The sequence below is a fragment of the Nocardiopsis kunsanensis DSM 44524 genome, from assembly GCF_000340965.1.
Classification (GTDB): Bacteria; Actinomycetota; Actinomycetes; order Streptosporangiales; family Streptosporangiaceae; genus Nocardiopsis; species Nocardiopsis kunsanensis.
The window spans coordinates 75,529-99,595 of the sequence record NZ_ANAY01000016.1 but is presented as its reverse complement, the minus strand read 5'-3'; the positions used below and the strand labels follow the sequence as shown (position 1 = coordinate 99,595).

Genomic DNA, 24,067 nt, shown 5'->3' with positions numbered 1-24,067 from the left:
TGTCGCGGGGGCGCGCCGCTCAGGCGCGGGGAGGCTCCCACACACCGTCCGACAACAGCCGTTCGATCGCCGTGCGGTAAGGGGCCGGGTCCATGCCGCGCTCCTTCACCCACGTGTCGTCGTAGTAGCTGTGCTGGTAACGCTCGCCGCCGTCGCAGATGAGTGTGACCACACTGCCCTTGCGGCCCTCGCGGAGCATACGGGCGATCAGGTGCCACACACCCCACAGGTTCGTTCCGGTCGAGCCGCCCGCCGACAGCCCCGTACGGTCGTGCAGGTCCCGCATGGCCGCGATGCTGGCGGCGTCGGGCACCGGCATCATCAGGTCGATCACCGAGGGGACGAAGCTCGGTTCCATGCGGGGCCGGCCGATCCCCTCGATACCCGAGGGCATGCCGGTCGCGTAGTCGGAGGCTCCCGTCACCCATCCGGGGAAGAACGCCGAGTTCTCCGGGTCGACCACCGCGAGGCGGGTGCCCAGGCGACGGTAACGCAAGTAGCGGCCGATGGTCGCCGAGGTGCCCCCGGTCCCGGCCCCCACGACGACCCACTCCGGGCAGGGGTAGCGTTCCAGTGCCAGTTGCTCGAAGATCGACTCGGCGATGTTGTTGTTGCCCCGCCAGTCCGTGGCGCGTTCGGCGTGCGTGAACTGGTCCATGTAGTGCCCGCCGGTCTCGGTGGCCAGACGCTCGGCCTCGGTGTACATCGCCGAGGGAGCGTCGACGAAGTGGCAGCGGCCGCCGTACCTCTCGATGAGCGCGATCTTCTCCGGGCTCGTACTGCGCGGGATGACCGTGACGAACTCCAGCCCGATCAACTGCGCGAAGTAGGCCTCCGAGACGGCGGTCGACCCGGAGCTGGCCTCCACGATCGTCGTGCTCTCGGTGATCCACCCGTTGGCCACCCCGTACAGGAACAGGGACCGCGCGAGACGGTGTTTGAGGCTGCCTGTGGGATGGACCGACTCGTCCTTGAGGTAGAGGTCGATGCCCCATTCCTCCGGGAGGGGGAAGGTGTGCAGGTGGGTATCGGCCGAGCGGTTGGCGTCGGCCATCACCTTGCGCACGGCTTCGTCGGCCCACCGGCGCGTGGCGTGGGTGTCGCGTTCGACCCATGCGGGGTCGTCGCCGGGTCCGGGGACGTGCGGTGGAGGTGAGATCATGGCAGCCACCATAGCCGGGCCGCGCCGGGGAGACCTCGGCGCGGCCGCGTGCAGCATCAGTCCAGGCTGCCCCCGGACATCACCGAGTACATCCTGCGGTAGGGGGCCGCCTCCTCATGGCGGTTCTGCCTCTCGAGAGTGCGTGCCAGAGCGATGTGGGCCCAGTTGTCCACGGGATCGAGCTCGATGAGCCGGCGGAAAACACGTTCGGCCTTGTTGAGTTGGGCCGAACCGAAGTAGGCGCGCCCGAGCAGCTCCATCATGGAACGGTTCTCGGCCCCCTCGGTGGTCACGGGTTCGAGGATCTTGGCCGCGTGGATGGGATCGCCGAGCTCCATGAACATGCGGGCACGGTTGAAGGTGTCGTAAGTGCTGTCAGCCACGGTGCTCCTCTCGACGACGCGGAGTCGTCCGGAAGGAACGACAACCGCCCGGAGGGCGTCGGCATTCCCGGGCCCACCAGGGACCTACCCGCCTGCGCGGTCCGCAGCGCCTACACCGTGGTTGTGCTGTCCTTCCAGGCCCGTGCGGTCCCTCAGAGGCCGGTGGGGGCCACGCGGCCGGTGTCCACGTCGTAGACCGCGCCGGTGACGGGCAGGTCCTTGGGCAGCAGCGGATGGTGGCGGATGCGTTCGAGGTCGTGGCGGAGCGCGCCCAGCTGGTCGTTGTCGGTGTGGAACTCCAGACTCCGGGTGTCCACGCCGTACTGCTCCTCGATGAGGTCGTGCACCATGTCGTCGTTCTCCACGGAGGCCATCCTGCAGCGGGTGTGCGGCAGCACCAGTACCCGGTCCACGCCGAGCAGGTACACGGCCAGGACCAGCGTGCGCAGGGTGTCGTCCGTGACGCGGGCGCCCGCGTTGCGCAGGATCTTGGCGTCACCGGGCTTCATGCCCAACATGTCCAGGGGTTCGATCCGCGAGTCCATACACGTGACCAGAGCCAGGCCGCGTTTTGCCACGGGCTGCAGCCCGTTCAGGGAGAAGTTCGCGGCGTACTCGACGTTGGCCGAGAACACGTCGGAGAAAGCGGAGGGGACCCCTTCGGGTGCGCTCATTCTCGATGCCCTTCCTCGTCGTTGTCGTCGGTGTGCACGGCCGTGCACACCACGGGGCGCCGTGCGGCCGTGCACAGGCGTACGGATCCCTGCGCACGGCACGCTACGGCACGTCACCGGCCCGGTGCGGGCCGGTGGCCGCGCCGCATGGTCAGGAGGGCGGGTTTTCCACGGACACGATCCCGGAGTCGGTCTGGCCCGACCCCGCAGAGGTCACAAGACTCCTCATCGCCTCCCCGGACCCGTCCCGGCGGTCGTTCGGGTCGGGCAGGCGCACAGGCTTGCCGTCGGCGCGGGAAGCACGTTCCGGGGTGCGGCCGATCCACCCGAACAACAAGGTGTCCTCGCCCTTGAGGTAACGGTGACAGCGCACACCGCCGGTCGCCCGGCCCTTGCTGGGGTAGGACTCGAACGGGGTGACCTTGGCCGAGCCGCCGTCGGTACCGTCCAACGTCTGTGACGAACCGGAGACCGTCACCACCACCGAGTCCTGCGGGCTCGGCACGGACCCGAACCACAGTACCCGGGCGTCCTCGGTCAACCGGATCCCGGCCACACCGCCGGCAGGACGGCCCTGGGGCCGCACCGCCGATGCGGAGAAACGTAGCAGCTGCGCCTCCGAGGTGATGAAGGCGAGGTCCTCCTCACCGGTGGACAACTGGGTGGCGCCCACGACCCGGTCCTCGTCCTTGAGTGCGATGACCTCGAAGTCGTCCTTGTTCGGCGGCTGGTCCGGGGCGACCCGCTTGACCACACCGCCGCGTGTGCCCAGCACGAACCCGGGGCCGTCAGTGTGCACACCCACCACCGAAACCACACGTTCGTCCTCCTCCAGCTGGACGAACTCCTCGACGGGAAGGCCGGAGGCCAACGGCGGTTCCTCCTCGGCCGAGTCGGGCACTTCGGGTAGTTCCACCACCGGCAACCGGATCAACCGTCCGAGATCGGTGACAAGACCGATCTCCGAACGCGAAGTGGTCGGCAGCGACGTGGCGACCGAGTCGTGCTTGGTGCGGATGCCCTCGTAGGCGGACGGAAGGGTCGCGCCCTTGCTGCGGCCGATGGTGCCGTCGGTGCCCATGAGTACGTGGCAGGGTTGGTCGGCCATCTCCAGAGGGATCGCCGCGGACCGGGCCTGGCCGTCGTTCTCGCGCAGCTGCGTGCGGCGGGGGGTGGCGTACTCCTTGGTGACGGCGTTGAGCTCCTTGGCGACCACGCGCCGCAGCTTCTTGTCCGACTCCAGGATCGAGGTGAGCTCCTCGATCTCCTTGTTCAACTTGTCGCGCTCGGTCTCCAGCTCCAGCCGGTCGAAGCGCGTCAGGCGGCGCAGCGGGGTGTCGAGGATGTAGCGGGCCTGCACCTCGGAGAGGTCGTAGGCGCCCTTGAGCGCCTCACGCGCCCCGGCCGTGTCGTCGGCCTCGCGGATCAGGGAGATCACACGGTCGATGTCGAGCAGCGCGACCATGAGCCCGTCGACCAGGTGCAGGCGCTCGCGGCGCTTCTCCCGCCGGTGTTCGCTGCGGCGGCGCACCACGTCGAGCCGGTGGTCGGCGTAGACCTGCAGCAGCTCGCGCAGGCCCAGGGTGCGGGGCCGACCGTCGACGAGCGCGACGTTGTTGATCCCGAAGGACTCCTCCATCGCTGTCAGGCGGTACAGCTCCTCGAGAACGGCCTCGGGGTTGAAACCGTTCTTGAGCTCCACGACCAGGCGCAGCCCCTGGTTGCGGTCGGTGAGGTCCTTGAGGTCGGAGATGCCCTGGAGCTTCTTGGCCTGCACCAGCTCCTTGATGCGGCTGATGACCTTCTCCGGGCCCACGTTGTAGGGCAGCTCGGTCACGACCAGGCCGGTGCGGCGGGCCGAGACCTTCTCGATGGAGACGGTCGCACGCGTCTTGAAGCTGCCGCGGCCGCGGGCGTAGGCGTCGCGGACCCCGTCCAGACCCACGATGGTGCCACCGGTGGGCAGGTCCGGGCCCGGGACGAACTCCATGAGCTCCTCGAGGGTCGCGTCGGGGTGCAGCACCAGGTGCCGAGCGGCCGCGATGACCTCGCCCAGGTTGTGGGGGGCCATGTTGGTGGCCATGCCGACGGCGATCCCGGAGGAGCCGTTGACCAGCAGGTTCGGGAAAGCCGCGGGAAGAACCTCGGGCTCGGTCTCCTGCCCGTCGTAGTTGGGCTGGAAGTCGACGACGTTCTCGTCTATACCCTCGACCAGCAGCTGTGTGGGACGGGCCATGCGCGCCTCGGTGTAGCGCATGGCGGCGGGGGCGTCGTCGCCGCCGAGGGAGCCGAAGTTTCCGTGGCCGTCCACCAACGGCACACGCATCGCGAAGGACTGGCTGAGCCGGACCAGGGCGTCGTAGATCGCGGAGTCGCCGTGCGGGTGCAGGCGCCCCATGACGTCACCGACGACGCGGGCGCACTTGACGTGGCCGCGGTCCGGCCGCAGTCCCATCTCGTTCATCTGGTAGAGGATGCGCCGCTGCACCGGTTTCATGCCGTCGCGGGCGTCTGGCAGTGCGCGTTGGTAGATGACCGAGTACGCGTACTCCAGGAAGCTGCCGCGCATCTCCTCGGAGACGTCGATGTCGATGATCTTCTCGGCGAGATCCTCGGGGGGACGGGAAGTAGTACGGGCCATGAACGTCATTCTGTCCTGTTCCGAGGAGTGGAACGTACGCGGGAGCCCGGTCCGGCCGGTGTGAGTCGCGTGACTGCGGGGCTTTTTCCGGTATGGGCGGTGGCCCTCGTTCCGTGAGCGGACCGGGACGAGAACCACCCCCGCACACCTGGGGGATGTGCTCCGGGGCGGGTTCTCAGCCGCCAAGGGGAACGGACACCGGTTTCCTTTCGCTCATGACCGTGCGTGCTGGGTACACAGCAACATGTGATCCCTGACGGCAGAGTGTTCAGCCACCGCCGACGAAGGGCAATGCCGGGAAAGGAAAGAGTGGCGGTCCGGTCACCCCCGAGTGTCCTGCCGGTCCGTACCGTTGTGCCCGCTGCCTGCCTGGCCCGGGGCCGATCGTGTGGCGCTCCTCATCGGACCTGTGGACAGCCGGTCACGGGCCCGCTGCTCTGGTAACAAGGAACGCATGAGGACCCCCACGCACGACGGCACCCACGACACCCCGGCGGCCCCGGACGGAGCCGCACTGCGCGAGCGCGCCGAGCAGCACCTGCGTGCCCTGGCCGGGGACGGCGCACGGTTGCGGGAGGACCAGTGGAGGGCCGTCCACGCCCTGGTCGCCCACCAGCGCCGGGCCCTTGTCGTGCAGCGCACCGGGTGGGGCAAGTCCGCCGTGTACTTCGTCGCCACCGCCCTGCGCCGGGGCGCGGGAGCCGGTCCGACCGTCATCGTCTCCCCGTTGTTGGCGCTCATGCGCAACCAGATCGCCGCCGCTGAACGCGCCGGCATCCGGGCCCGGACCATCAACAGCTCCAACACCACGGACTGGGAGTCCACCTACGCCGACGTCGGGGCCGGACTCGTCGACGTCCTGCTCATCAGCCCCGAGCGCCTCAACAACCCCGAGTTCCGCGACCGGGCCCTGCCCGAGCTCGCCGCCGGTGCCGGCCTGGTCGTGATCGACGAGGCGCACTGCGTCTCCGACTGGGGCCACGACTTCCGCCCCGACTACCGGCGGATCCGCCAGCTCCTGCACGAACTGCCCGACGGCATCCCCGTGCTCGCCACCACCGCCACCGCCAACGAACGGGTCACCCACGATGTCGCCGAACAACTGCGCTCGGGGGACGAACACCAGGAGACCCTCGTCCTGCGCGGCCCCCTCGAACGCGAGAGCCTGAGCCTGGCCGTCGCCGAACTGCCCGACCCCACCGCCCGCCTCGGATGGCTGGCCGAGAACCTCCCCCGCATCGAGGGTTCCGGGATCATCTACACCCTCACCGTCGACGCGGCCCTGGAGACCGCCCGGTTCCTGTCCGAACAGGGCATGGCCGTGCGTGCCTACACCGGCCGGACCGAGCCCGAGGAGCGACGCGAGGCCGAGGACGCCCTCCTGTCCAACGAGGTCAAGGCCCTGGTCGCCACCAGCGCTCTGGGGATGGGTTTCGACAAGCCCGACCTCGGTTTCGTGGTCCACCTGGGTGCGCCACAGTCACCCATCTCCTACTACCAGCAGGTCGGACGCGCCGGCCGCGGGCTCGACCGGGCCCACGCCGTGCTGTTGCCCGGGCGTGAGGACACCCGGATCTGGGACTACTTCGCGAGCCTGTCCTTCCCGCCCGAGCAGACCGTCCGCCAGACCCTGGACGTGCTCGGACAAGCCGGCGAACCCCTCTCCATCAGCCGGCTGGAGACCCGCGTCGACCTGCGCCGCTCCCGTCTGGAACAGATGCTCAAGGTCCTCGACGTCGACGGGGCCGTGGAGCGCGTGCGCGGCGGCTGGGTCCGGACCGGGAAACCCTGGACCTACGACGCGGAGCGCTACGCCGCCGTGGCGGCCGCCCGCGAACACGAACGCCGGGCCATGCTCGACTACATCGCCGCCACCGAGTGCCGCATGGAGTTCCTGCGCACACAGCTCGACGACCCCGAGGCACGCCCCTGCGGGCGCTGCGACGTGTGCACCGGCCAGTACTGGCCCACCGAGGTCGACCCCGACCGGCGCAGCGCCGCTGCCGGGGTGCTCGACCGTCCCGGTACACCCATCAGTGTGCGCCGTCAGTGGCCCACCGGGATGAAGACGCTCGACGTCCCGCTCAGCGGACGGGTGCCCGAGGGCGAACGCCACGAGGAAGGTCGCGCCCTGGCCCGCATCACCGACATCGGATGGGGGACCGAACTGCGCCGCCTCCTGGCAGCCGACGCCCCGGACGAACCCGTGAACGAACGGGTACTGCAAGGGCTGGTGCGTGTCCTGGCCGACTGGGACTGGGCCCACCGCCCCGTGGCCGTGGCCGCGATGCCGTCCGTGACCCGGCCGGTCCTCATCACCGACCTGGCCGCACGGATCGCCCGCCTCGGCCGGATGCAGCCCCTCGGCTCCCTGGAGTACAGCAGTGCCACCGGGCCGGGGGAGCGCCGGCACAACAGTGCCCTGCGCCTGGCCCAGGTGCACGCTGCCCTGCGCCTCGGGCCCGGGACGGCCGAACGGGCGTCGCGGTCGGAGGGCCCGGTGCTGCTCGTGGACGACTACGTCGACACGGGGTGGAGCCTGACCGTGGCCGCCTCTCTGCTGCGCCGCGCCGGTGCTCCGGCGGTTCTGCCCCTCACGCTCGCCGGTAACGGCGGGTGAGCCAGCACGGGGAAGCGGACCGGGGAGGGCCGGTGGGTGTGGTCCGTGCCCCGCTCTTCCACCCAGCCCTTCCCACACGCAGGACGGTGCGCGCCCGTACGGGCGCGCGAGAGCGCGGCCCCCGCGGGACCGCCTCGTACCGGCACGGCCGAGGGCCGTGTGCAACACGGCGGGAGCCCCCGGGGGAAGGGGCACGCCGGGTGTCAGCGGATGCGCTGACCGCGCGGGGCGCTGCGCCGTACCGGCTCGGTCTCGCCCAGGTCGGGGCGGGCACCCGGCTGGTGCAGGGCACGAGCTGCCAGGCGCTGGGCGCGTCCGAGCGCCTCTTTGGGGTGGCGTCCCAGGAGCCACGCGGGCAGAAACCCGGCCATGAACGCGTCCCCGGCACCGACCGAACCCGGGGAGGGCTCCACCGGCTCGGCCGGGACCCGTACACAGCCCTCGCGGGTCTTGGACGCCCACAGGCCGCCCTCGTCACCCAGCTTGAGTACCACGTTCGGGAACCACGCCGTCAGTACTTTGGCGGCGTCCTCGGGCTCCTCGCGGCCGGTGAGTACCTTGGCCTGGTCCATGTTGGCGAAGAGCAGCCGCACACCCTGCGTCCACTCCAGGAACTCCTCGGCCCCGGTCCGCTTGAGCGGCGCGTGCGAGCCGCTGTCCACCGAGATCGACATCCCGGTCTCCTGCGCCGTGCGCAGCGCGACACGGGCCGCACGGCGGGAGTCCTCGTTGATGAGCGTGTAGCCGGACACGTGCAGGTGCCCGTCCGGGGCGAAAACGTCGCGGGGCAGATCCTCGGGTTGCAGACGGGCATTGGCGCCGGGGTCACTGAGCATCGTGCGGTCGCCCCGGTGTGTGATCATCACCACACACGTGCCGGTGGGGCGCTCCGGGTCCATTACCATGCGCGAGTCGAGCCCGTATCCCATGAGCTCCATCTCGCGGGTGCGGCCGGTGATGTCGGAGCCGCGTCGGCCTACGAAGGTCGTGTCGGTGCCCTCCACAGCGAGCCACGAGGCGATGTTGGCGCCCGAGCCTCCGCCGTACATGACCACGGATGCAGGGGTGTCGCTGCCGCGGGCCAACGGGTGGAACGCGCGCGCGACTGCATCGGTCATGAGATCACCGATTACGACCACTCGTGTCATTTCGCCAGCCACCGCCGAGGGTTATGAGAATCTGTGCCCGAACGACGTTAACAGGTGAACTGTCAGCTACGTGTAACGAAGTGACAGCGCCCCGGACACGCCGTGTCCAGGGGATGATCGGCCCGTAGCGGGAGGAACCGCGGCCCTGTGACGATCGCCGGGAAAACCGTTACCCTGCGTGATCAGTCCGGTGTTCTTGTACCCGTCCCGAAGGCTTTCCCCAGTTTCGGCCGAATTTCGTCTAGTCTCGCAGGCGTGCAGTCCTACCCGAACCACTGGGAAGCCGACGTCGTGTTGACCGACGGCGGCACCGCGCACATGCGCCCCATCACCCCTGAAGACGCCGACCTGCTGCGCGAGTTCCACGCCCGGCTCTCGCCGGAGACGATCTACTACAGGTTCTTCGCGCCCTACCCGAAACTGTCCGACCGGGACGTCGACCGGTTCACCAACGTCGACTACGAGGACCGCGTCGGGCTGGTGGCCACCATCTCCGACTCACTCGTGGCGGTGGTGCGCTACGACAAGATCGCCCCGGAAGAGGCCGAGGTCGCCTTCGTGGTGGAGGACGCCCACCAGGGCCGCGGCCTCGCCTCGGTCCTGCTCGAACACATCGGCGCAGCCGCGCGCGAGAGGGGCGTGCGCCGCTTCATCGCCGACGTCCTGCCCGAGAACCGCAGGATGGTCAACGTCTTCCGCGAAGCCGGGTACACCGCCCAGCAGACCTTCGACGAAGGCGTCATCCGCCTCACGCTGGACCTGCAGCCCACCGACAACTCCAAGGAAGTCATGCAGGCCCGCGAACAGCGAGCCGAATCGCGCTCGATCGCCCGCCTGCTCTACCCGGAGTCCGTCGCCGTGATCGGTGCAAGTCGCACCGCCCACACCATCGGCCAGAGCTCCCTGCGCAACCTGCTCGGCGGCGACTTCCAGGGCCCCGTCTACCCCGTCCACCCCGAAGCCAAGGCCGTGGCCGGCGTGCGTGCCTACCCCACGGTCAGCGACATCCCCGACGACGTCGACCTGGCCGTGGTCGCCGTACGCGCCGATTCGGTCCTGCCCATCGTGGAGGAGTGCGCGGAGAAGGGCGTGCACGGGCTCGTCGTGGTCAGCTCCGGCTTCGGTGAGATCGGCGCGGAGGGGCGTGCCCGCCAGGACGAACTGGTGCGCACGGCCCGAGCCGCCGGCATGCGTGTGGTCGGACCCAACTGTCTCGGGATCGCCAACAGCGACCCCGAGGTGTCCCTGAACGCCACCCTCTCGCCCGACCTGCCGCCCAGCGGCCCCATCGGTTTCTTCTCCCAGTCGGGAGCTCTGGGCCGCGCGATCCTGCAGAGTGTGGCCGAACGCGGCATGGGCCTGTCGACCTTCGTCTCGGCCGGCAACCGTGCCGACGTGTCCGGCAACGACCTCATGCAGTACTGGCAGGAGGACCCCACCACCGGGGTCGTGCTCCAGTACCTGGAGTCGCTGGGCAACCCGCGGAAGTTCACCCGTCTGGCCCGGCGCCTGGCCAAGCAGAAACCCCTCGTGGCCGTACGCAGCGGCGGTTCCGCCCAGGCGACCCCCACCGGCCACGCCGCCGGCGGGCTCTCCCTGCCCGACTACGCCGTCACGTCCCTGTTCCAGCAGGCCGGTGTGGTGCGCGTCGACGACATCACCCAGATGTTCGACGCCGCCCAGGTCTTCGCCTACCAGCCGCTCCCCGAAGGGGCACGCGTGGGCATCATCGGCAACTCCGACTCACTGGAGCTGCTGGTCAAGGACGCAGCCGTACGCCAGGGCCTCAAACCGCACGAGCCCGTCAACCTGGGCCCCCAGGCCACCGCGAAGGACTTCGACCTCGCTCTGGAAGCGGCGCTGTCCTCACCCGAGGTCGATTCCGTCGTGGTCGTGTTCATCCCCGCCCTGCACCCCATCTCCGACGACGTTGCACGGGTGCTACGGGCCCGCGCCCAGGGGGCGGACAAACCAATCGTCACCACCTACCTGGCACGGCAGGGCCTCCCCGAGGAACTGCGCCACGTCGGTGACAGCGGAGAGACCCTCAAGGGGTCCGTGCCGTCCTACCCCGCGCCCGAGGACGCCGTCCGCGCACTGTCCCTGGCCACGCGCTACGCCCAGTGGCGCAACCGCAAACCCGGACGCCACCCGGAACTGCCCGACATCGACCGCGCCCGCGCACGCGCGGTCATCACCCGTGCCCTGGACAAGGGCACCCCGCAAGAGGAGGACGTGGCCTGGTTCGGGGGTGAACGCCGCTACGACGAGGAGACCGCGATCCCGGGCCAGGACGCCCGCGACCTCCTCGCCAGCTACGGTATCGCCGTCTATCCCGACATCACCGTCTCCTCCGCCGACGAGGCCGTCGTCGCCGCCGGGCAGCTCGGGTACCCCGCGGTGGTCAAGGCCGACGCCCCCGACCTGCGGGTACGCGCCGGGGGCACCTTCGTGCGGGCCGACCTGCGCACCCCCGAGGACGTGCGCAGCGCCTACAACTCGCTGGCGGACCGCTTCAGTGGCGAGGCCGAACTCGTCGTGCAGCGTATGGCTGCGCCCGGCGTGCCCACGGTGATCCGGGCCGGGGACAACCAGTCCTTCGGGTCGGTGGTCTCCTTCGGGCTGGCCGACGTGACCGCTGAACTCCTCGACGACCGGGCCTTCCGCCTGGCCCCGCTCAGCGACATGGACGCCGCCGACCTCATCCACGCGGTGCGTGCGGCGCCCCTGCTGTTCGGGCTTCCGGCCGGCTCGACCTCCTTGGCCGAACAACCCAACGTCGAAGCGCTGGAGGAGCTGCTGATCCGGGTCTCGCGCCTGGTGGAGGCCTTCCCCGAGATCGGCTACATCGACCTCGACCCGGTACTGGTCAACGCCACCGGCGCCCACGTGCTCGGTGCGCGCGCGTGGTTGCGGGAGGCCCCCGAGGTCCGCCCCGACGTCGGGCCGCGTCGTCTGCGCGGGGTGACCTTCTGACCATGTGGCCTGGGCTTTTCCGATCCCGGTCGCAAAATGTCGGCGGTAGGGGGCAGGATGGGAGTATGAGGAAAACACGAGCCGTCTCCGCGGACTGGCGTTCGGAGATCGAACGGAGCGGGTACTATCCCGCGCTGGTCATCGACGCGGCCGCCGATGCCCTGGGTGAGGAGGGTGCCGAGGCGTTCGTCGTACACCACGAAGCGACCTTCGATCCGGCCATGGAGATGCGTCGGCACATCACCGTGATGCTGCTGACCGCCACCCGGCTCGTGGTCTGCCACACCGACGAGCACCCTCCGGCCGAGCCCGGAGGCACCTCGCACGCCTCCACCACGACCGACAGCATCCAGCTCGGCAACGTCCAGTCGGTGGGCCTGACCCGCGTCGTGCCCAACCCGGCCCAGTACACACCCGGCAGTCTGCCCAGCGAGCTCGTGCTCAGCGTCAACCTGTCGGTGAACTGGGGCGCGGTCGCCCACATCGACCTCGAACCGGCCGCCTGCGCCGACGAGAGCTGCGAGCTCGACCACGGCTACACCGGTGCCGTCACCGCCGAACCCCTCACCCTGCGGGTGAGCGAGGCGGCCGACGGGCCCGACGCCGTGCGTTCCATGATGGGTTTCGCCGACGCACTCTCGGCCGCGACCGGGGGCCGCTGACCGGCGTGCTGCGAGGGCACCGCCACCACCGCGGGTGGGGCGGTGCCCTCTCCGTGTCCGGGGCCCGGGCAGCGGGTGCCCGCGACCCGTGACCTAACGTGTGGGGTGTCACGTAACACACGAGTCCTCACGTCCCCACCGACGTGGACGGCCCCCGGAAAGGTCGACTGCGATGACGCAGCAGCAGCCCCCCGCCGGCGACACCCCGCTGGTGACGCTCACCGTCGAACGAGCCGTCGCCACCGTCACCCTCGACTCCCCGCGCAACCGCAACGCGCTCTCCGCACGCCTGCGGACGGAGCTGTCCCGGGCCCTGGCCGATGCCATGGCCGACGACGAGGTCCGCGCCGTCGTGCTCACCGCCACCGGGCCGGTCTTCTGCGCCGGGGCCGACCTCAAGGAGATCGGTGCCGCCCTGGCGGGAGAGGAGGTCGAACCGGCCCCCGAGCTCCCGGAGATCTTCGAGCAGATCATGGACGGGCCCAAGCCGGTGGTGGCGGTGCTCAACGGTGTGGCGCGCGCCGGCGGCATCGGCCTGGTGGCTGCGGCCGACATCGCCCTCGCGCCGAAGAGCGCCACCTTCGCCTTCACCGAGGTGCGCATCGGCGCGGTCCCGGCGATCATCTCGGTCCCGGTGTCGGCCCGGATGCATGCGCGCCGGCTCAGCTACTACTTCCTCACCGGAGAGACGTTCGACGCCGAAACCGCGGCCGAGGCCGGGCTCATCACCCAGGCGGTGCCCCACGGGGAGATGGCGGAGGCGTCGGAGCGTGTCCTGGAGGGCCTGCGCGTGGCCGCGCCCGCCGCGCTGTCCCGCACCAAACAGCTGCTCGACGAGGTCGGGGGCGGCACCGAGTCCGTTCCGGACCGCCGCGCCGAGGCCTTCGCCCGCATGGGTGAGCTGTCCGCGGAGTTCTTCGCCGGTGAGGAGGCGGCCGAGGGCCGATCCGCGTTCTTCGAGAAGCGTTCGCCCTCCTGGTCGCGCTGACCCGACCACACTCCCGGGTCCGCGTCCCGACTCGGGAACGCGGAGCGGGACGCCCGCTCCGCCCCCGGGACCGGCCCGCCCCGAGCGGCAGCCACGGGTACCGGGTGACCTGCGCAGGGCATCGGCGCTGCGCGTTTCCCGTACCGGAACCCCGGGGTGGGGTTTGTACGAGTCCGGGGCCGGGCCACAATAGTCGGGTGAGCTACTCCGGAGATACCAGGGTCGGCGGCCCCGCCGACCTGCGAGAACTACCGCACCTGACGATCCACAAACTGGCCGTCGGACCGATGGACAACAACGCCTACCTGCTGCGTTGCCGTGCCACCGGCGAGGCGGTGCTCATCGATGCGGCAGCAGAGGCGGACCGCCTGCTCGAGCTGGTCGGTGAGGACGGACTGGCGCGGGTGATCACCACCCACCGCCACCAGGACCACTGGCAGGCCCTGGCCGAGGTCGTCGGCCAGACCGGCGCCCGCACCGTGGCCCACCCCGACGACGCCGACGAACTGCCCGTGTCCGTGGACGAGCCCGCCGTGGACGGCACACGTGTCCGCGTCGGGGAATGCTCGATCTCCGTCGTGCACCTGCGCGGGCACACCCCCGGCTCGATCGCACTGCGCTACGACGACCCCGAGGGGCGCACCCACCTGTTCACGGGGGACAGCCTCTTCCCGGGCGGTGTGGGCCGCACGTGGTCCGACGAGGACTTCCGCCGCCTCCTCGGCGACGTGGAGGAGCGCGTCTTCGGGGCCATGGACGACGACACGTGGGTCTACCCCGGCCATGGCCGCGACACCACCCTCGGCGCCGAGCGCCCCAGCCTCGGGGAGTGGCACGAGCGCGGCTGGTAGAGACTCACCCGCCGTAGCAGCAGAACCCCGCATGCCCGAGGTGGAGCGCGACCGCCTCGGGCACAGGCGTCCCGGCCGCCAGAGCCCGGTGGAACCGCCGCATGGCCGTACCCGTCTGCGCGTCGCGTACCGGGACGGGGCTGGCCACCACAGCACGGGCACCCCGGGCCAACAACGCCCCCACGAACCCCAACGGCGGGCCGGCACGGCGCCCGAAGGCACGCCCGTTCCAGCACGTGGCCAACGTGACCACCGACGGAACCCGCTCGATCCCGGCCAGATCGCAGGCCAGCAGCGGAGCCCCCTCCAACTCCACCGACGCAAGCATCGCCGCCCGCTTCGGCACGTGCCCGTGCCCGGCCAGATGCACCAGGTCGGAGTGCTCCATCCCCTCCAGCACCGCCTCCGGCCGGGCCCGCTCCCCGGACAGGACCCGCGCCTGCGGGTACAGGCGGGCCAGCGCGTCCACCTCGGCCACGGCGCCGGGAAGGGTGGGGCCCGACGCGAGCAGCACACGGTCCGGGGACGGCACCTCGGAGGGCCGCTCCAACCATGCCCGTGCCGAGGCCACCAGGGACAGCGGACGCCCGCACAGTGCCGGAAGGGCGCCCCAGGGAGGTTCTCCCAGGAAGGGGTCCCACGACAGGACCAGGGGCCGGTCGCCGATCCTCGCGAGTACCGGGCCCAGCAGGGACCTGCCCGCTTCGTCCGCGGCCCGCGCGAACCCGGGGCCGCCCGGGGCGCAGGCGGCGAAACGTGCGGCCCGGGCCGACAGGTCCGCGGCCGAGCCCAAGGGGAAGGCCTCGACACCTTCCTCCGAGGCCACCAATGCCCAGGCCCGGTCGTCGATCTGTACGTACCGTACGTAGGCCCGACCTCCGAGACGGCCCCGCAGCGTGTCCGTGACCGGACACCACGGCTCCGTACCGTCCCGGGTGGAGGGGGCCGCCTCCGGGGGAGACAGGGCCCGGCGCAGATGCGGGGCGTAGAACGAACGCCACCGGGCCTGTTCCCACTCCCGTGCCCGGGCTTCCGCCCCGGCTGCTCCCGAGTGTGCGTGCGAGGACCTGTAGGCGTCGGTGTGTTCCCGGTCGGCCGCCGCGGTCGGCCCCGGAACGAGGGGTGTCCTCGAGGCCCGTGTCAGTTCGGCCCACTCCAGAGCCGTCTCCGCGGCGCCCGTCGACAAGGCCTGCGCCAGCCCCGCACGCACGGTGTGCGGCGGGTGCGCGTTCGAAACGGGTACGGGACACCCCCGGCGACGGCGGCGGGGCGAGCGCCGTCCGGCCCGGTACACCAGACGTTCGGCGAACCGGTACCACAATGACCCGCGCCCGTGCAGCTGCCGTACCTGCAGGCCGACGGCGCGGGCGTGCGCCGGATCGCCCTCCAGCAGGCGGAGTGTGGCCTCACGTAGCTGTGCTGTGGGACCCGCGCCCGCACTGTCGTCCAGAGCCTCCACGGCCTCCTCCACGAGGCCCTCGGTCAGCAGGGCCTCGGCCATGTCCACGTGCAGGGCCTCGCGCCGGTCCTCGGGCATGCTGGGCAGCAGATCGTGGAAGAGCCCGATGGCGGCCGCGCTGTCGCCCCGGTGCAGGGCGAGACAGCCCAGGTTCTGACGGACGATGAGGTCCAGGACCGCCAACCCGTGCTCGTCCGCCCGGGAGCGTGCCTCCTGCAGGTGGTCCCGCGCGGCAGTGAAGTTCCCGCACAGGCTCTGGGCCAGCCCCAGGTTGGCCAGGGTTCCGGGGAGCACCGTGGAGACCCGGGAGAGCGGGTGGCGGCGTAGGAGGTACTGGGTCTCGTCGAGCAGGGCGACGGTGTCCTCGAAACGTCCGCTGCGGGCCAGTTGCACACCTTCCCCCACCTGTCTGAGCAGTGTGTGTCCGGTGCGCAGAGCGGCCGAGGAGGTGAGCGGGGGTGAGTTCGGTGCCACGGAGGACGCCTCTTTCCACGGTGGGGGCCGGGACGGTCCCCAGTGTGGCCAGCTCCTTCGCGGTGTGGGGAGGGTTCGGGAGGAGACGGTGCACGGAGCGATGGGCGAACCGGATCGAACCCGGACAAGAGAGCGCACGCGTCCGTGTTTTCTGTGTGTCCCGGGAGCCGGGTTCAGAACATCCGCTTCTGTGCGGGGAGACAACCACGGGTGTCAGGGGACCGGAGTGCGGGGCGGTGTTGGAGGGACGGCCCTGAGGGGGGAGCAGGGGGAAGGCCAGGCGGAGCCGGGAGGGCGTACCGGTGCGTGGCCCCGGAGGGAGGGGGAAGCGCTCTCAGGTGCCGGGGCCTACGGCCCGAGTCGGGAACCGGGCCGAGCACGGCGGGTCAGACCGTGAACCAGTCCGTCACGACCGAGGTCTCGTCCCGGGACCGCACCACCAGACTCACCGGCCCCGGTGCGAGCTCCACCACCCCGAAGGAGCCGTCCAGGGCCACCCGCCGGTCGTAGGCGTGGCCGGGACGGCGTACCTGGACGCGGGACCCGGCCGGCTCCCCGACGACCAGCCCGGACAGCGAACGTGTGCCTCCCCTGTCACGCACCCACAGGTCGATGCTGAGGCTGTCGTGGTCGAAACGCATGTGGGTGAGCAGGTCCGGCCCGTGAGCACGCACGGGCTCGGGGTCGGGGCAGCGCTCGGCGGTGAGCCGTGCCTGCCCGCGCCGGTCGTCGGAGCGGTCGAAGGCTGCCAGAGCGGAGGCCCGCCCACGCAGGTCCCCGGTGTGTGCGACACGGTGGTTCAACGGTGCTCCCTCAGCAGTCGGTGGAGCCGGCGTTTGAGGCGCCGCCGCTCCACGGGCGTGGTCTCGTGCGCGGGGGCCTGGCCCAGGTAGTAGCGGGCGGCGCGCCGGTCGGCGGGGTCGGTGAGGCCGCCCACGGCGCGGTGCAGAGCTTCGTGGAGCTCCTTGCGCAGGTAGAGCGTCTCCGGATCGTGCTCGTGGCTCGATGCCTCCTCTCCCGGGGCCCGCGCGGCCAGGACCTGTGGATCCACGGGTTGCAGGTGCCGGATCTGCCGGCGCTGCCGGCCACAGAGGGAACGTGTGACACGGCGCAGCCAATGGCGCAGATGGTGTGGTGAATGCAGGTGGGGCAGGTGCTGATTGAGAGTCAGCCACACCGTCTGCACGGCGTCCTCCCGGTCGGGGGAACCCAGCCGGTAGGAGGTCGCGATGGCGTTGACCATGGGTAGGTGCCGGTCGACGATGGCCTCCCAGGCACGGGCGTCGCCCTTCCGGGCCCGGGCGACCAGGGCTGCGTCGTCCTCGTCCGTTCTGGCCGGAATCGGCAACCCGGGTGGGGTTTCGCCCTCGACTGTGGTCGAAAGTATCGTTTTCTGTGACTCGTTCGTGCCGTGGTTGCCCTCACCCGGCTGGTCTGGCACAACCGCCCCCACTATGATCGGACTGCCTGCCGCTCCGAGGCTCACGCTAACCGCTGGGAGCCCCGGTGACGGGGGGAACGCAGGAAAACGACCAGCGTGACCGCTGGTTCTCCGGATGCCCTTACGGCACAATGGGGCAAACGCATCAAGGCGGGTATGCAACCTTCTCGTGGTACGAGGGCGTCGGGGAAGCGCACTCGTTCGTAACAGGAGGTTCGGTGTCCGCACGTGGCGTCATGTACGTCCACTCCGCGCCCGCGGCGCTGTGCCCACACGTCGAGTGGGCGGTCGCGGGTGTCGTCGGTGTGCCCGTCAAACTCGATTGGGTCGCTCAACCCGCGGCCCCAGGAAACCACCGGGCCGAACTCAACTGGCAGGGCAGGCCCGGGACGGCCGGGGAGATCGCTTCGGCCCTCAACACGTGGCAGCGGCTGCGGTTCGAGGTGACCGAGGAGGGCTCACCCGACTGCGACGGTGTTCGCTACAGCTATACGCCGTCGCTGGGCATGTTCGCCTCCATCATGAGCGCCGCCGGCGAGGTCCTGGTGCCCGAGGGGCGCCTGCGCGCGGCCACCGAACAGGCCGCCGCCGGAGGAGCGGACCTGATCGCACAGCTGGAGCTGCTCACCGGCAAGGCTTGGGACGAGGAGCTCGAACCCTTCCGGTACGCAGGCGACGGCGCCCCCGTACGCTGGCTGCACGCCGTCGGCTGACACCGCTCGTACCGTTCCCCGCGGCAGGTCCGCCCCTCTGGGCCCACGCGCCCCGCAGCGGGGACCGCCCCCAGGGCTTTCAGGTATGCTCCTGGCCCGGAACCAGCGCCGACACCAGCAGCAGGGCCGCCCAGATCGCCAACGGCACCACCGGCCAGAAGGGGAACAGAGCACCGCCCACGACACTCGTGATCCCCCACAGGCCGGTGAGGACCAGTGCGGCGCCGCCCCAGGCACGCCACTCGTCGTTCCACTCCCGCAGCGGCACCGCCCACGAACCGAGGTCGCCGCCGCGCCGTGTGCCGTTGAAACGGGGGCGCCGACCGGAGAACGTGGGACGCGGCAGGTCGGCGGTCAGCCGCCCGAGCTCACCCACGCGCACGGCCATCAGCGCCGAATCGACGCGGCGGTCGTACTCCTCACGGTCCAGGCGGCCCTCGGCGAAAGCGCGGGCGAGGCGTTCGACGGTGAGGTCACGCTCGCCGTCGGAGGCACGGATCTGCTTCAGCGGCAGACGTTGGTCCTGCAACTTCCCACCCCCACAGGCGCGAGTCGTGGCCCACACGATACGCTTCACCTTTTGCCGCGGAAAGGCCCTGTGGACGCGACTTGTGTGCGCCGGGCCAGGATTCGGCGAAGCCGGCCCGGAGGCGGTTCAGCCCGCCGACCAGTGCGCGGCCCGACGCCCCGTGGAAGGGTCGGCGGCACCCACCAGCCCGGTGTGCTCCCACGGCCCGCGGAAGGTGAAACCGGTCCCGTCCAACCGGGTCAGATGGCCGCCCACCTCCGACAACAGCAGCGCCGGCGCGGCCACGTCCCAGTCACGTACCGGCACGTCCTTGACGAACAGGTGCGCGGTGCCCTCGGCGATCAGGCACAACTTCAGGGAGATGCTCCCGCTCTCCAGGTACGCGTCGTAACCGAAGTGCTCGTACACCCGCAACGCCACACCGCGCGGTTCCGGCGTGTTGTCGGTGAGCACACCTGCCCCCGGTGGCCAGGCGCCCAGAGGCGGCAGGCGCCGGCCGTCACGGTGCGCACCCCGGCCCCGCACCGCCGTGTAGAGCGTGTCGCTGTCGGGTGCGTACACCGCTGCGACCTCGGGCCGCTCGCCGATGACCAGCGCTGCCTGGGTGACGTAGCCGGAGAACCCGTGGATGTAGCTGGCGGTGCCGTCGACGGGGTCGATGAGCCAGTAACGGGAGGGACGGTGCCGGGGCAGGCCCGCGGGGTCCTCCTCACTCAGGACCGGGATGGTCGGATCGATCGCCGCGAGCCGGTCACTCAACGCCCGGTGCGCCATCGCGTCGGCCCGGGCCTTGAACTGGCTGCCCTCCCAGACCCCGTTCAGGTTCGCCGGATCGGCGCGCCAGGTGCGCAGCAACGCCCCGACCCCGGTGACGGCGCCGGCCACGGCCTCGGCCAGGGGATGGGTCTGCGGGGCGCTCACCGTGCACGCACCGGGGACCGGTGCTCGTCCGGCGCGTCCTCGTGCGAGGGCCGGGCGGGCGCCGCAGCGGGTGGTGCGGGCGAGATGCCGTGCGAGGTGAACTGGGACTCGCTCAGGAACTCGTCGGTCCAGCGCCGCACCATGGCCACCCCCTCGTGCCAGTCGTCGGTGAGCGGCGGACCCCCGAGTACCGCCTGGCTCAACAGCCCGGCGATCTCGTCGACCCCCGCAGCCCTGGTCAGGGCCGCCGTGGACGAGAACCGGGGGTTGATCTCGAACACCCGTGGACGCCCGTGGCCGTCCAAGCACAACTGCACGTTGAAGGGGCCGTCGGCGCGCAGGTTCTCCTGGATCGCGCGGCAGGCCTCCTCCACCGCTTCGTTGCGGCGGGTCACCGCGTATTTGGTGACGCCCTGCTTGAGTACGACCTCCTTGGGCACCACGGCCTGGGCCCGTCCGTCGCGCCAGGCGACCACGGAGACGGTGTACTCGGGTCCGGTGACCCGCTCCTGCACGATGAGCTCCTCGGTGCCGTACCCGCCCTCGGCCACGGCCCGCGCCATGTCCTGTGCGGAACCGACGAAGGACACCCCGCGGCTGCCGCGTCCGCTGCGGGGTTTGACCACCAGCCCTCCGGGTGCGGTGTCGGCGGCCTGTGCGGGCCATTCGGACATCGGCCAGGTGCGCGGCACGCCGATCCCGGCCGTGTCGAGCTCGCGCATGAGGACGTACTTGTCCAGGCAGGTGCGTACGAATTCCGGGCGGGGCAGCAGCACCGTGGTGGCGGGGCCGTCGAGCGTGCCGACCCCGAGGAGCTCCTCGTCGACCAGGGGGATGACCGCCACGGCCCGCTCCTCCGCGCACAACTGCCGCAGGCGGGGCAGGAACGCCTCGCTGTCGCCCGGGGGAACCAGGCAGCCCCGGTCGGCCAGGTACAGACCGGGGGCAGCGGGGTCGACGTCGGTGGCCACCACACGGAACCCGCAGGAGCGCAGGTGGAGGATGGTGCCGGGTGTGGGGGCCGAGCCGGCGGTGGTCACCACGACGGTCGGTTTCGTCGTTGTCTGGTCTGGCACCGATGCACCCCTCAAGGCTGTCCGGGAGTCAGGGCGGCTGGTCAGACCACAGAGAGTAACGCCGAAAGGCCGGGTGGACGGCGGATTGGCCGGTTCCGGCTGTGTCGTCGTCGAACGTGAACCTTTTCGGCTGCTCGCGCGTGTACACCAGCGCCCCCGGGAGAGAGGCGGGGCGGGCAGCGGCCGGGAGACCGCTGCCCGCCCCGGGGCGTCCCGCGCGGCGCGGGGAGGCCGGCTACTGCTCGTAGACCGGGACGATGGTGGCCCGGGCCAGTGTGTGCGAGAACAGGTTGAAGCCGAGGAAGGCCGGGCTGGCCGATTCGTCGACCTCGAGGCGGGGCACGTCCACCGCGTGCACGACGAACATGTAGCGGTGCGGGCCGTGTCCGGGCGGCGGCCCGGCACCGATGTAACGGTTGCTTCCCGCGTCGTTGCGCAGGGTAACCGCACCCTCGGCCGGCTCCGAGCCCTCACCCGCGCCGGTGGCCAGCTCGGTGACGCTGACGGGGATGTTGGCGACCGCCCAGTGCCAGAAACCGCTGGCGGTGGGCGCGTCGGGGTCGAAACAGGTGACGACGAAGCTGTGGGTGTCCTCCGGGAACCCGCTCCAGGACAGCTGCGGCGAGACGTCCTCACCGCCGGCGCCCATGATCCCGCTGACCTGTGCCTTGGGCAGGGTCCGGCCCTCGTCCACGTCGGTGCTCGTGACGGTGAACGACGGGACCTCCGGCAGGAAGTCGTATGGGGAGGGTGGCGTGGCCACTGGCTGGGCCTCCTTCGCTCGCTTCGGGTGTGTCTTCGGTTACGAACATACGCCCCGGCGGGCGTTGTTTCACATCTGACGGAGGGCGCGTGGGGGAGTGGGCCGTGACCGATGGGGAAAAGTCAAGGGGTGTCCACAAACCGACCGGGCGGTATGATGTCTGGGGACACCGATCCGCAGGGAGACGCCATGACCACCCCCCGTTGGGGTATGACCGTTCCACTCGAAGGACTGTCCCTCCTCGAACAGAAGAACCTCTTCCAGCGCATGCCCGACCTCGGCTACACCGACGTGTGGTCGGCCGAGGCCAACGGCACCGACGCCTTCACCCCGCTCGCGCTCGCGAGCGAGTGGGCGCCGCAACTGCGCCTGGGCACCGCGATCGTGCCCGTCTACACACGCGGACCCGCGACCCTGGCCATGAGCGCCGCCACCCTCGCCGCAGCCGCACCCGGCCGGTTCGCGCTCGGGGTCGGTACCTCCTCCAACGTCATCGTCGAACGATGGAACTCCATCCCCTTCGAAGAACCCTACAAACGCATGCGCGATACCGTGCGTTTCCTGCGCACCGCACTGACCGGGGAGAAGGTCAAGGCCGACTACGACACCTTCTCCGTCCAGGGCTTCACCCTCTCCACCCCGCCCGAGCAGAGCCCGCCGATCCTCGTCGCCGCGCTGCGCCAGGGCATGCTGCGCCTGGCCGGCCGCGAGGGCGACGGCGCCATCATCAACTGGCTCTCCGCACAGGACGTGGGCACCGTCGCCCCGCACGTACGCCAGTTCGGGGAGGACAAGGAGATCGTCGCGCGGATCTTCGTCGCGCCCGACACCGACGCAGAGACCGCACGCGCCATCGGACGCCGGGCCATCGCGGCCTACCTCAACGTGCCCGTCTACCGGGCCTTCCACGAGTGGTTGGGCCGCGAGGAGCTCGGACCCATGTGGAAGAAGTGGGAGGAGGGCGACCGCAAGGGCGCCCTGGCCGCCATCCCCGACTCCGTCGTCGACGACCTCCTCGTGCACGGGCCCGCCGAGTACTGCCGGGAACGGGTACGCGCCTACACCGACAACGGTGTGAGCACCCCCGTCCTGGCACCCCTCACCCCGCCCGGCACCGACCCCGCCGCCGTCGTGCGCGCCCTCGCGCCCGCGTAGGGGCGCAGAGGTTCCGGTCGCGCGGGTGCCCGCTTCCGGACGCGGAGCCCGTGCGCCCGCTCGGCCCGTGCGGCACCTGCCTCGGCCCAGGACCGAGGCAGGTGCCGCACACGGCCGGGGACAGCGGTCAGTCTTCCTCCAGGGGACCGAGCAGACGCCGGGCCCGTAGGACCAGTTCCAGTTCGAAACGTTCGGTCGGATCACGCAGACGCTCGCCGAACAACCCCTCCAACTGGCGCATCCGGTAGCGCACCGTCTGCGGATGGATCCGCAACCGTTCCGCGGCCTCGTTCGCGTTGAACCCGGACTCCAGCCACGCCAACAACGTGTCCGCCATCCGTGCGCGCTGGTGCGCGCGCAGAGGCGACATCGGGGCGAGACGGGAACGCGCCATGGCACCGACCAGGCCCCTGTCGCGCGAGAGCAACAGCTCCGGCAGATGGTCGTCCCAACGCACCACGTCGCCGCCGGGCACGAGCCCGCTAACGACCAGCTCGGCCAGGTCTCTGGCCCGCCCCAACGACTCGGGTGCACGGTCCAAGGGAACGCTCGGGCCCAGTACGACACCGAACCCGCGGAAGATCCGCTCCAGCGCGCGGGGGGCGCCCGGGCCCCTCCGGGTCGGGCACGACGGCGCGCGGTTCGGCCCGATCCAGATCCACCAGGACCTCACCCGGTAGCATCGGCGCCACCTCGGCGGGACCCTCCCGGTGCAGCAGCGCCACCGCTACACGCTCGGGCACCTGCCACCGTGCCGCACGGGCCAGACCGCCGAGAGCCCGGGCGTCGTACTCGATGCCCGTCTCGCCCAGGAGTACACGCGAGAGCCGGGCCCGGCGCCGGCGCAGGGCATCCACTCCGGCGCCGCGTACACGCGCGTGCCCCTGCGTCGCCGCGGTCGAGATCTCCTCCTGGAACACGAAGATCGCCTCGCCGATCGGCCCCATGTACCTGTGTGTATGCGGGCCGGCGTCGGACATCTGCCGCCAGGCCACCGCCGCGGTCGTGCGCATGGCCGTGTGCAGGCACTCCAGGGTGCGTCCGGAGCGGGCCTCGTGTTCACCGAACGCACGGAACTGCGTCGCCACCTCTTCGGGCCCGCCCCCGGCGTCCCCGGGGCTCTCCACGCGTTCCAGGAAGGTCCCGAGCGCGGCGGCCAGCATCGTGCTGAGCTGGTCGGATTCCTCAGTCTCCAGGGGCGCACCGAAGCTCTCCGCCCGCCGGCGGATACCGTCGAGCGCTTCCTCGACCATTCCGGGCACCAGTGCGCGCAGGGGCGGGACCACGTCGGGGGGGATCTGCGCGAACGGGTCGGTCCGTGGGCTCTCCCGCAGCGGACGTGTCATCTTCACCTCCGGCGCGGACGCGCGGCCGCGCCGCCCGTGGCACGCCCGCGCGTGCTCCTTCGCGCCAGAAAGTCCTGTTGTACTG

Annotated in this window: 19 protein-coding genes and 1 pseudogene; 7 read left to right on the top strand and 13 right to left on the bottom strand. The window is 71.0% G+C overall.

Features of this window, described 5'->3' with window-relative positions:
* Window positions 1-19: 19 nt before the first annotated feature.
* The 4 genes from D456_RS0112830 to D456_RS0112815 form a co-directional block, all read right to left on the bottom strand.
* The gene (locus D456_RS0112830; RefSeq protein ID WP_086002087.1) at window positions 20-1,162 is read right to left on the bottom strand and encodes a PLP-dependent cysteine synthase family protein; all 1,143 of its coding nucleotides are present in this window, start codon (window positions 1,160-1,162) and stop codon (window positions 20-22) included.
* Between the two features lie 56 nt (window positions 1,163-1,218).
* On the bottom strand, window positions 1,219-1,545 hold the full coding sequence (locus D456_RS0112825) for a tetratricopeptide repeat protein (protein WP_017576582.1): 327 nt from the start codon (window positions 1,543-1,545) through the stop codon (window positions 1,219-1,221).
* Between the two features lie 152 nt (window positions 1,546-1,697).
* On the bottom strand, window positions 1,698-2,219 hold the full coding sequence (locus D456_RS0112820) for a beta-class carbonic anhydrase (protein WP_017576581.1): 522 nt from the start codon (window positions 2,217-2,219) through the stop codon (window positions 1,698-1,700).
* A 151-nt stretch (window positions 2,220-2,370) separates the two neighbouring features.
* Window positions 2,371-4,860 (bottom strand): DNA gyrase/topoisomerase IV subunit A, encoded by a 2,490-nt coding sequence (locus tag D456_RS0112815; protein WP_026115810.1) that lies wholly within the window; start codon window positions 4,858-4,860, stop codon window positions 2,371-2,373.
* 454 nt (window positions 4,861-5,314) lie between these two features.
* Between D456_RS0112815 and D456_RS0112810 the strand changes: the two genes are divergently transcribed.
* On the top strand, window positions 5,315-7,480 hold the full coding sequence (locus D456_RS0112810) for a RecQ family ATP-dependent DNA helicase (RefSeq protein ID WP_017576579.1): 2,166 nt from the start codon (window positions 5,315-5,317) through the stop codon (window positions 7,478-7,480).
* 203 nt (window positions 7,481-7,683) lie between these two features.
* Here D456_RS0112810 and D456_RS0112805 read toward each other — a convergent pair whose 3' ends face one another.
* Window positions 7,684-8,619 (bottom strand): carbohydrate kinase family protein, encoded by a 936-nt coding sequence (locus D456_RS0112805; RefSeq protein ID WP_026115809.1) that lies wholly within the window; start codon window positions 8,617-8,619, stop codon window positions 7,684-7,686.
* A 264-nt stretch (window positions 8,620-8,883) separates the two neighbouring features.
* Between D456_RS0112805 and D456_RS0112800 the strand changes: the two genes are divergently transcribed.
* From D456_RS0112800 to D456_RS0112785, 4 genes are all read left to right on the top strand, one after another.
* The gene (locus D456_RS0112800) at window positions 8,884-11,604 is read left to right on the top strand and encodes a bifunctional acetate--CoA ligase family protein/GNAT family N-acetyltransferase (RefSeq protein WP_017576577.1); all 2,721 of its coding nucleotides are present in this window, start codon (window positions 8,884-8,886) and stop codon (window positions 11,602-11,604) included.
* A 65-nt stretch (window positions 11,605-11,669) separates the two neighbouring features.
* A complete protein-coding gene (locus tag D456_RS0112795; protein ID WP_017576576.1) occupies window positions 11,670-12,266 on the top strand; it encodes a DUF5998 family protein in 597 nt (198 codons plus the stop codon).
* Window positions 12,267-12,438: 172 nt separating this feature from the next.
* On the top strand, window positions 12,439-13,254 hold the full coding sequence (locus D456_RS0112790) for an enoyl-CoA hydratase-related protein (protein ID WP_017576575.1): 816 nt from the start codon (window positions 12,439-12,441) through the stop codon (window positions 13,252-13,254).
* A gap of 197 nt (window positions 13,255-13,451) precedes the next feature.
* A complete protein-coding gene (locus D456_RS0112785; protein WP_017576574.1) occupies window positions 13,452-14,105 on the top strand; it encodes an MBL fold metallo-hydrolase in 654 nt (217 codons plus the stop codon).
* 4 nt (window positions 14,106-14,109) lie between these two features.
* On the opposite strand, the gene D456_RS0112780 is transcribed toward D456_RS0112785, so the two are convergent.
* The 3 genes from D456_RS0112780 to D456_RS0112770 form a co-directional block, all read right to left on the bottom strand.
* Window positions 14,110-16,038, bottom strand: a complete 1,929-nt coding sequence (locus D456_RS0112780; RefSeq protein ID WP_017576573.1) for a CHAT domain-containing protein — start codon at window positions 16,036-16,038, stop codon at window positions 14,110-14,112.
* 386 nt (window positions 16,039-16,424) lie between these two features.
* Window positions 16,425-16,841 carry a hypothetical protein gene (locus D456_RS0112775; protein ID WP_017576572.1) on the bottom strand — a complete coding sequence of 139 codons (417 nt, stop codon included), beginning with the start codon at window positions 16,839-16,841 and terminating at the stop codon, window positions 16,425-16,427.
* Window positions 16,838-17,386 (bottom strand): RNA polymerase sigma factor, encoded by a 549-nt coding sequence (locus D456_RS0112770; protein ID WP_017576571.1) that lies wholly within the window; start codon window positions 17,384-17,386, stop codon window positions 16,838-16,840. Before D456_RS0112770 ends, D456_RS0112775 begins: the two co-directional genes overlap by 4 nt.
* Window positions 17,387-17,697: 311 nt before the next feature.
* On the opposite strand from D456_RS0112770, the gene D456_RS0112765 reads away from it, so the two are divergent.
* On the top strand, window positions 17,698-18,192 hold the full coding sequence (locus tag D456_RS0112765) for a DUF3145 domain-containing protein (protein WP_017576570.1): 495 nt from the start codon (window positions 17,698-17,700) through the stop codon (window positions 18,190-18,192).
* A gap of 79 nt (window positions 18,193-18,271) precedes the next feature.
* Here the strand turns inward: D456_RS0112765 and D456_RS0112760 are convergent, their stop codons facing one another.
* The 4 genes from D456_RS0112760 to D456_RS0112745 all read right to left on the bottom strand — a co-directional run bounded on the left by D456_RS0112760 (window position 18,272) and on the right by D456_RS0112745 (window position 21,481).
* Window positions 18,272-18,721 (bottom strand): DUF1707 SHOCT-like domain-containing protein, encoded by a 450-nt coding sequence (locus D456_RS0112760; protein ID WP_017576569.1) that lies wholly within the window; start codon window positions 18,719-18,721, stop codon window positions 18,272-18,274.
* Between the two features lie 126 nt (window positions 18,722-18,847).
* Window positions 18,848-19,642, bottom strand: a complete 795-nt coding sequence (locus tag D456_RS0112755; protein WP_017576568.1) for an inositol monophosphatase family protein — start codon at window positions 19,640-19,642, stop codon at window positions 18,848-18,850.
* Window positions 19,639-20,685, bottom strand: coding sequence for an ATP-grasp domain-containing protein (locus tag D456_RS24120; protein ID WP_017576567.1), 1,047 nt, complete (start codon window positions 20,683-20,685; stop codon window positions 19,639-19,641). Before D456_RS24120 ends, D456_RS0112755 begins: the two co-directional genes overlap by 4 nt.
* A gap of 268 nt (window positions 20,686-20,953) precedes the next feature.
* Window positions 20,954-21,481 carry a YbhB/YbcL family Raf kinase inhibitor-like protein gene (locus D456_RS0112745; RefSeq protein WP_017576566.1) on the bottom strand — a complete coding sequence of 176 codons (528 nt, stop codon included), beginning with the start codon at window positions 21,479-21,481 and terminating at the stop codon, window positions 20,954-20,956.
* Between the two features lie 189 nt (window positions 21,482-21,670).
* Between D456_RS0112745 and D456_RS0112740 the strand changes: the two genes are divergently transcribed.
* Window positions 21,671-22,636 carry an LLM class F420-dependent oxidoreductase gene (locus D456_RS0112740; protein WP_017576565.1) on the top strand — a complete coding sequence of 322 codons (966 nt, stop codon included), beginning with the start codon at window positions 21,671-21,673 and terminating at the stop codon, window positions 22,634-22,636.
* Window positions 22,637-22,763: 127 nt separating this feature from the next.
* On the opposite strand, the pseudogene D456_RS24115 reads toward D456_RS0112740, so the two are convergent.
* Window positions 22,764-23,982: pseudogene (locus tag D456_RS24115) on the bottom strand (PucR family transcriptional regulator).
* Window positions 23,983-24,067: the final 85 nt, after the last annotated feature.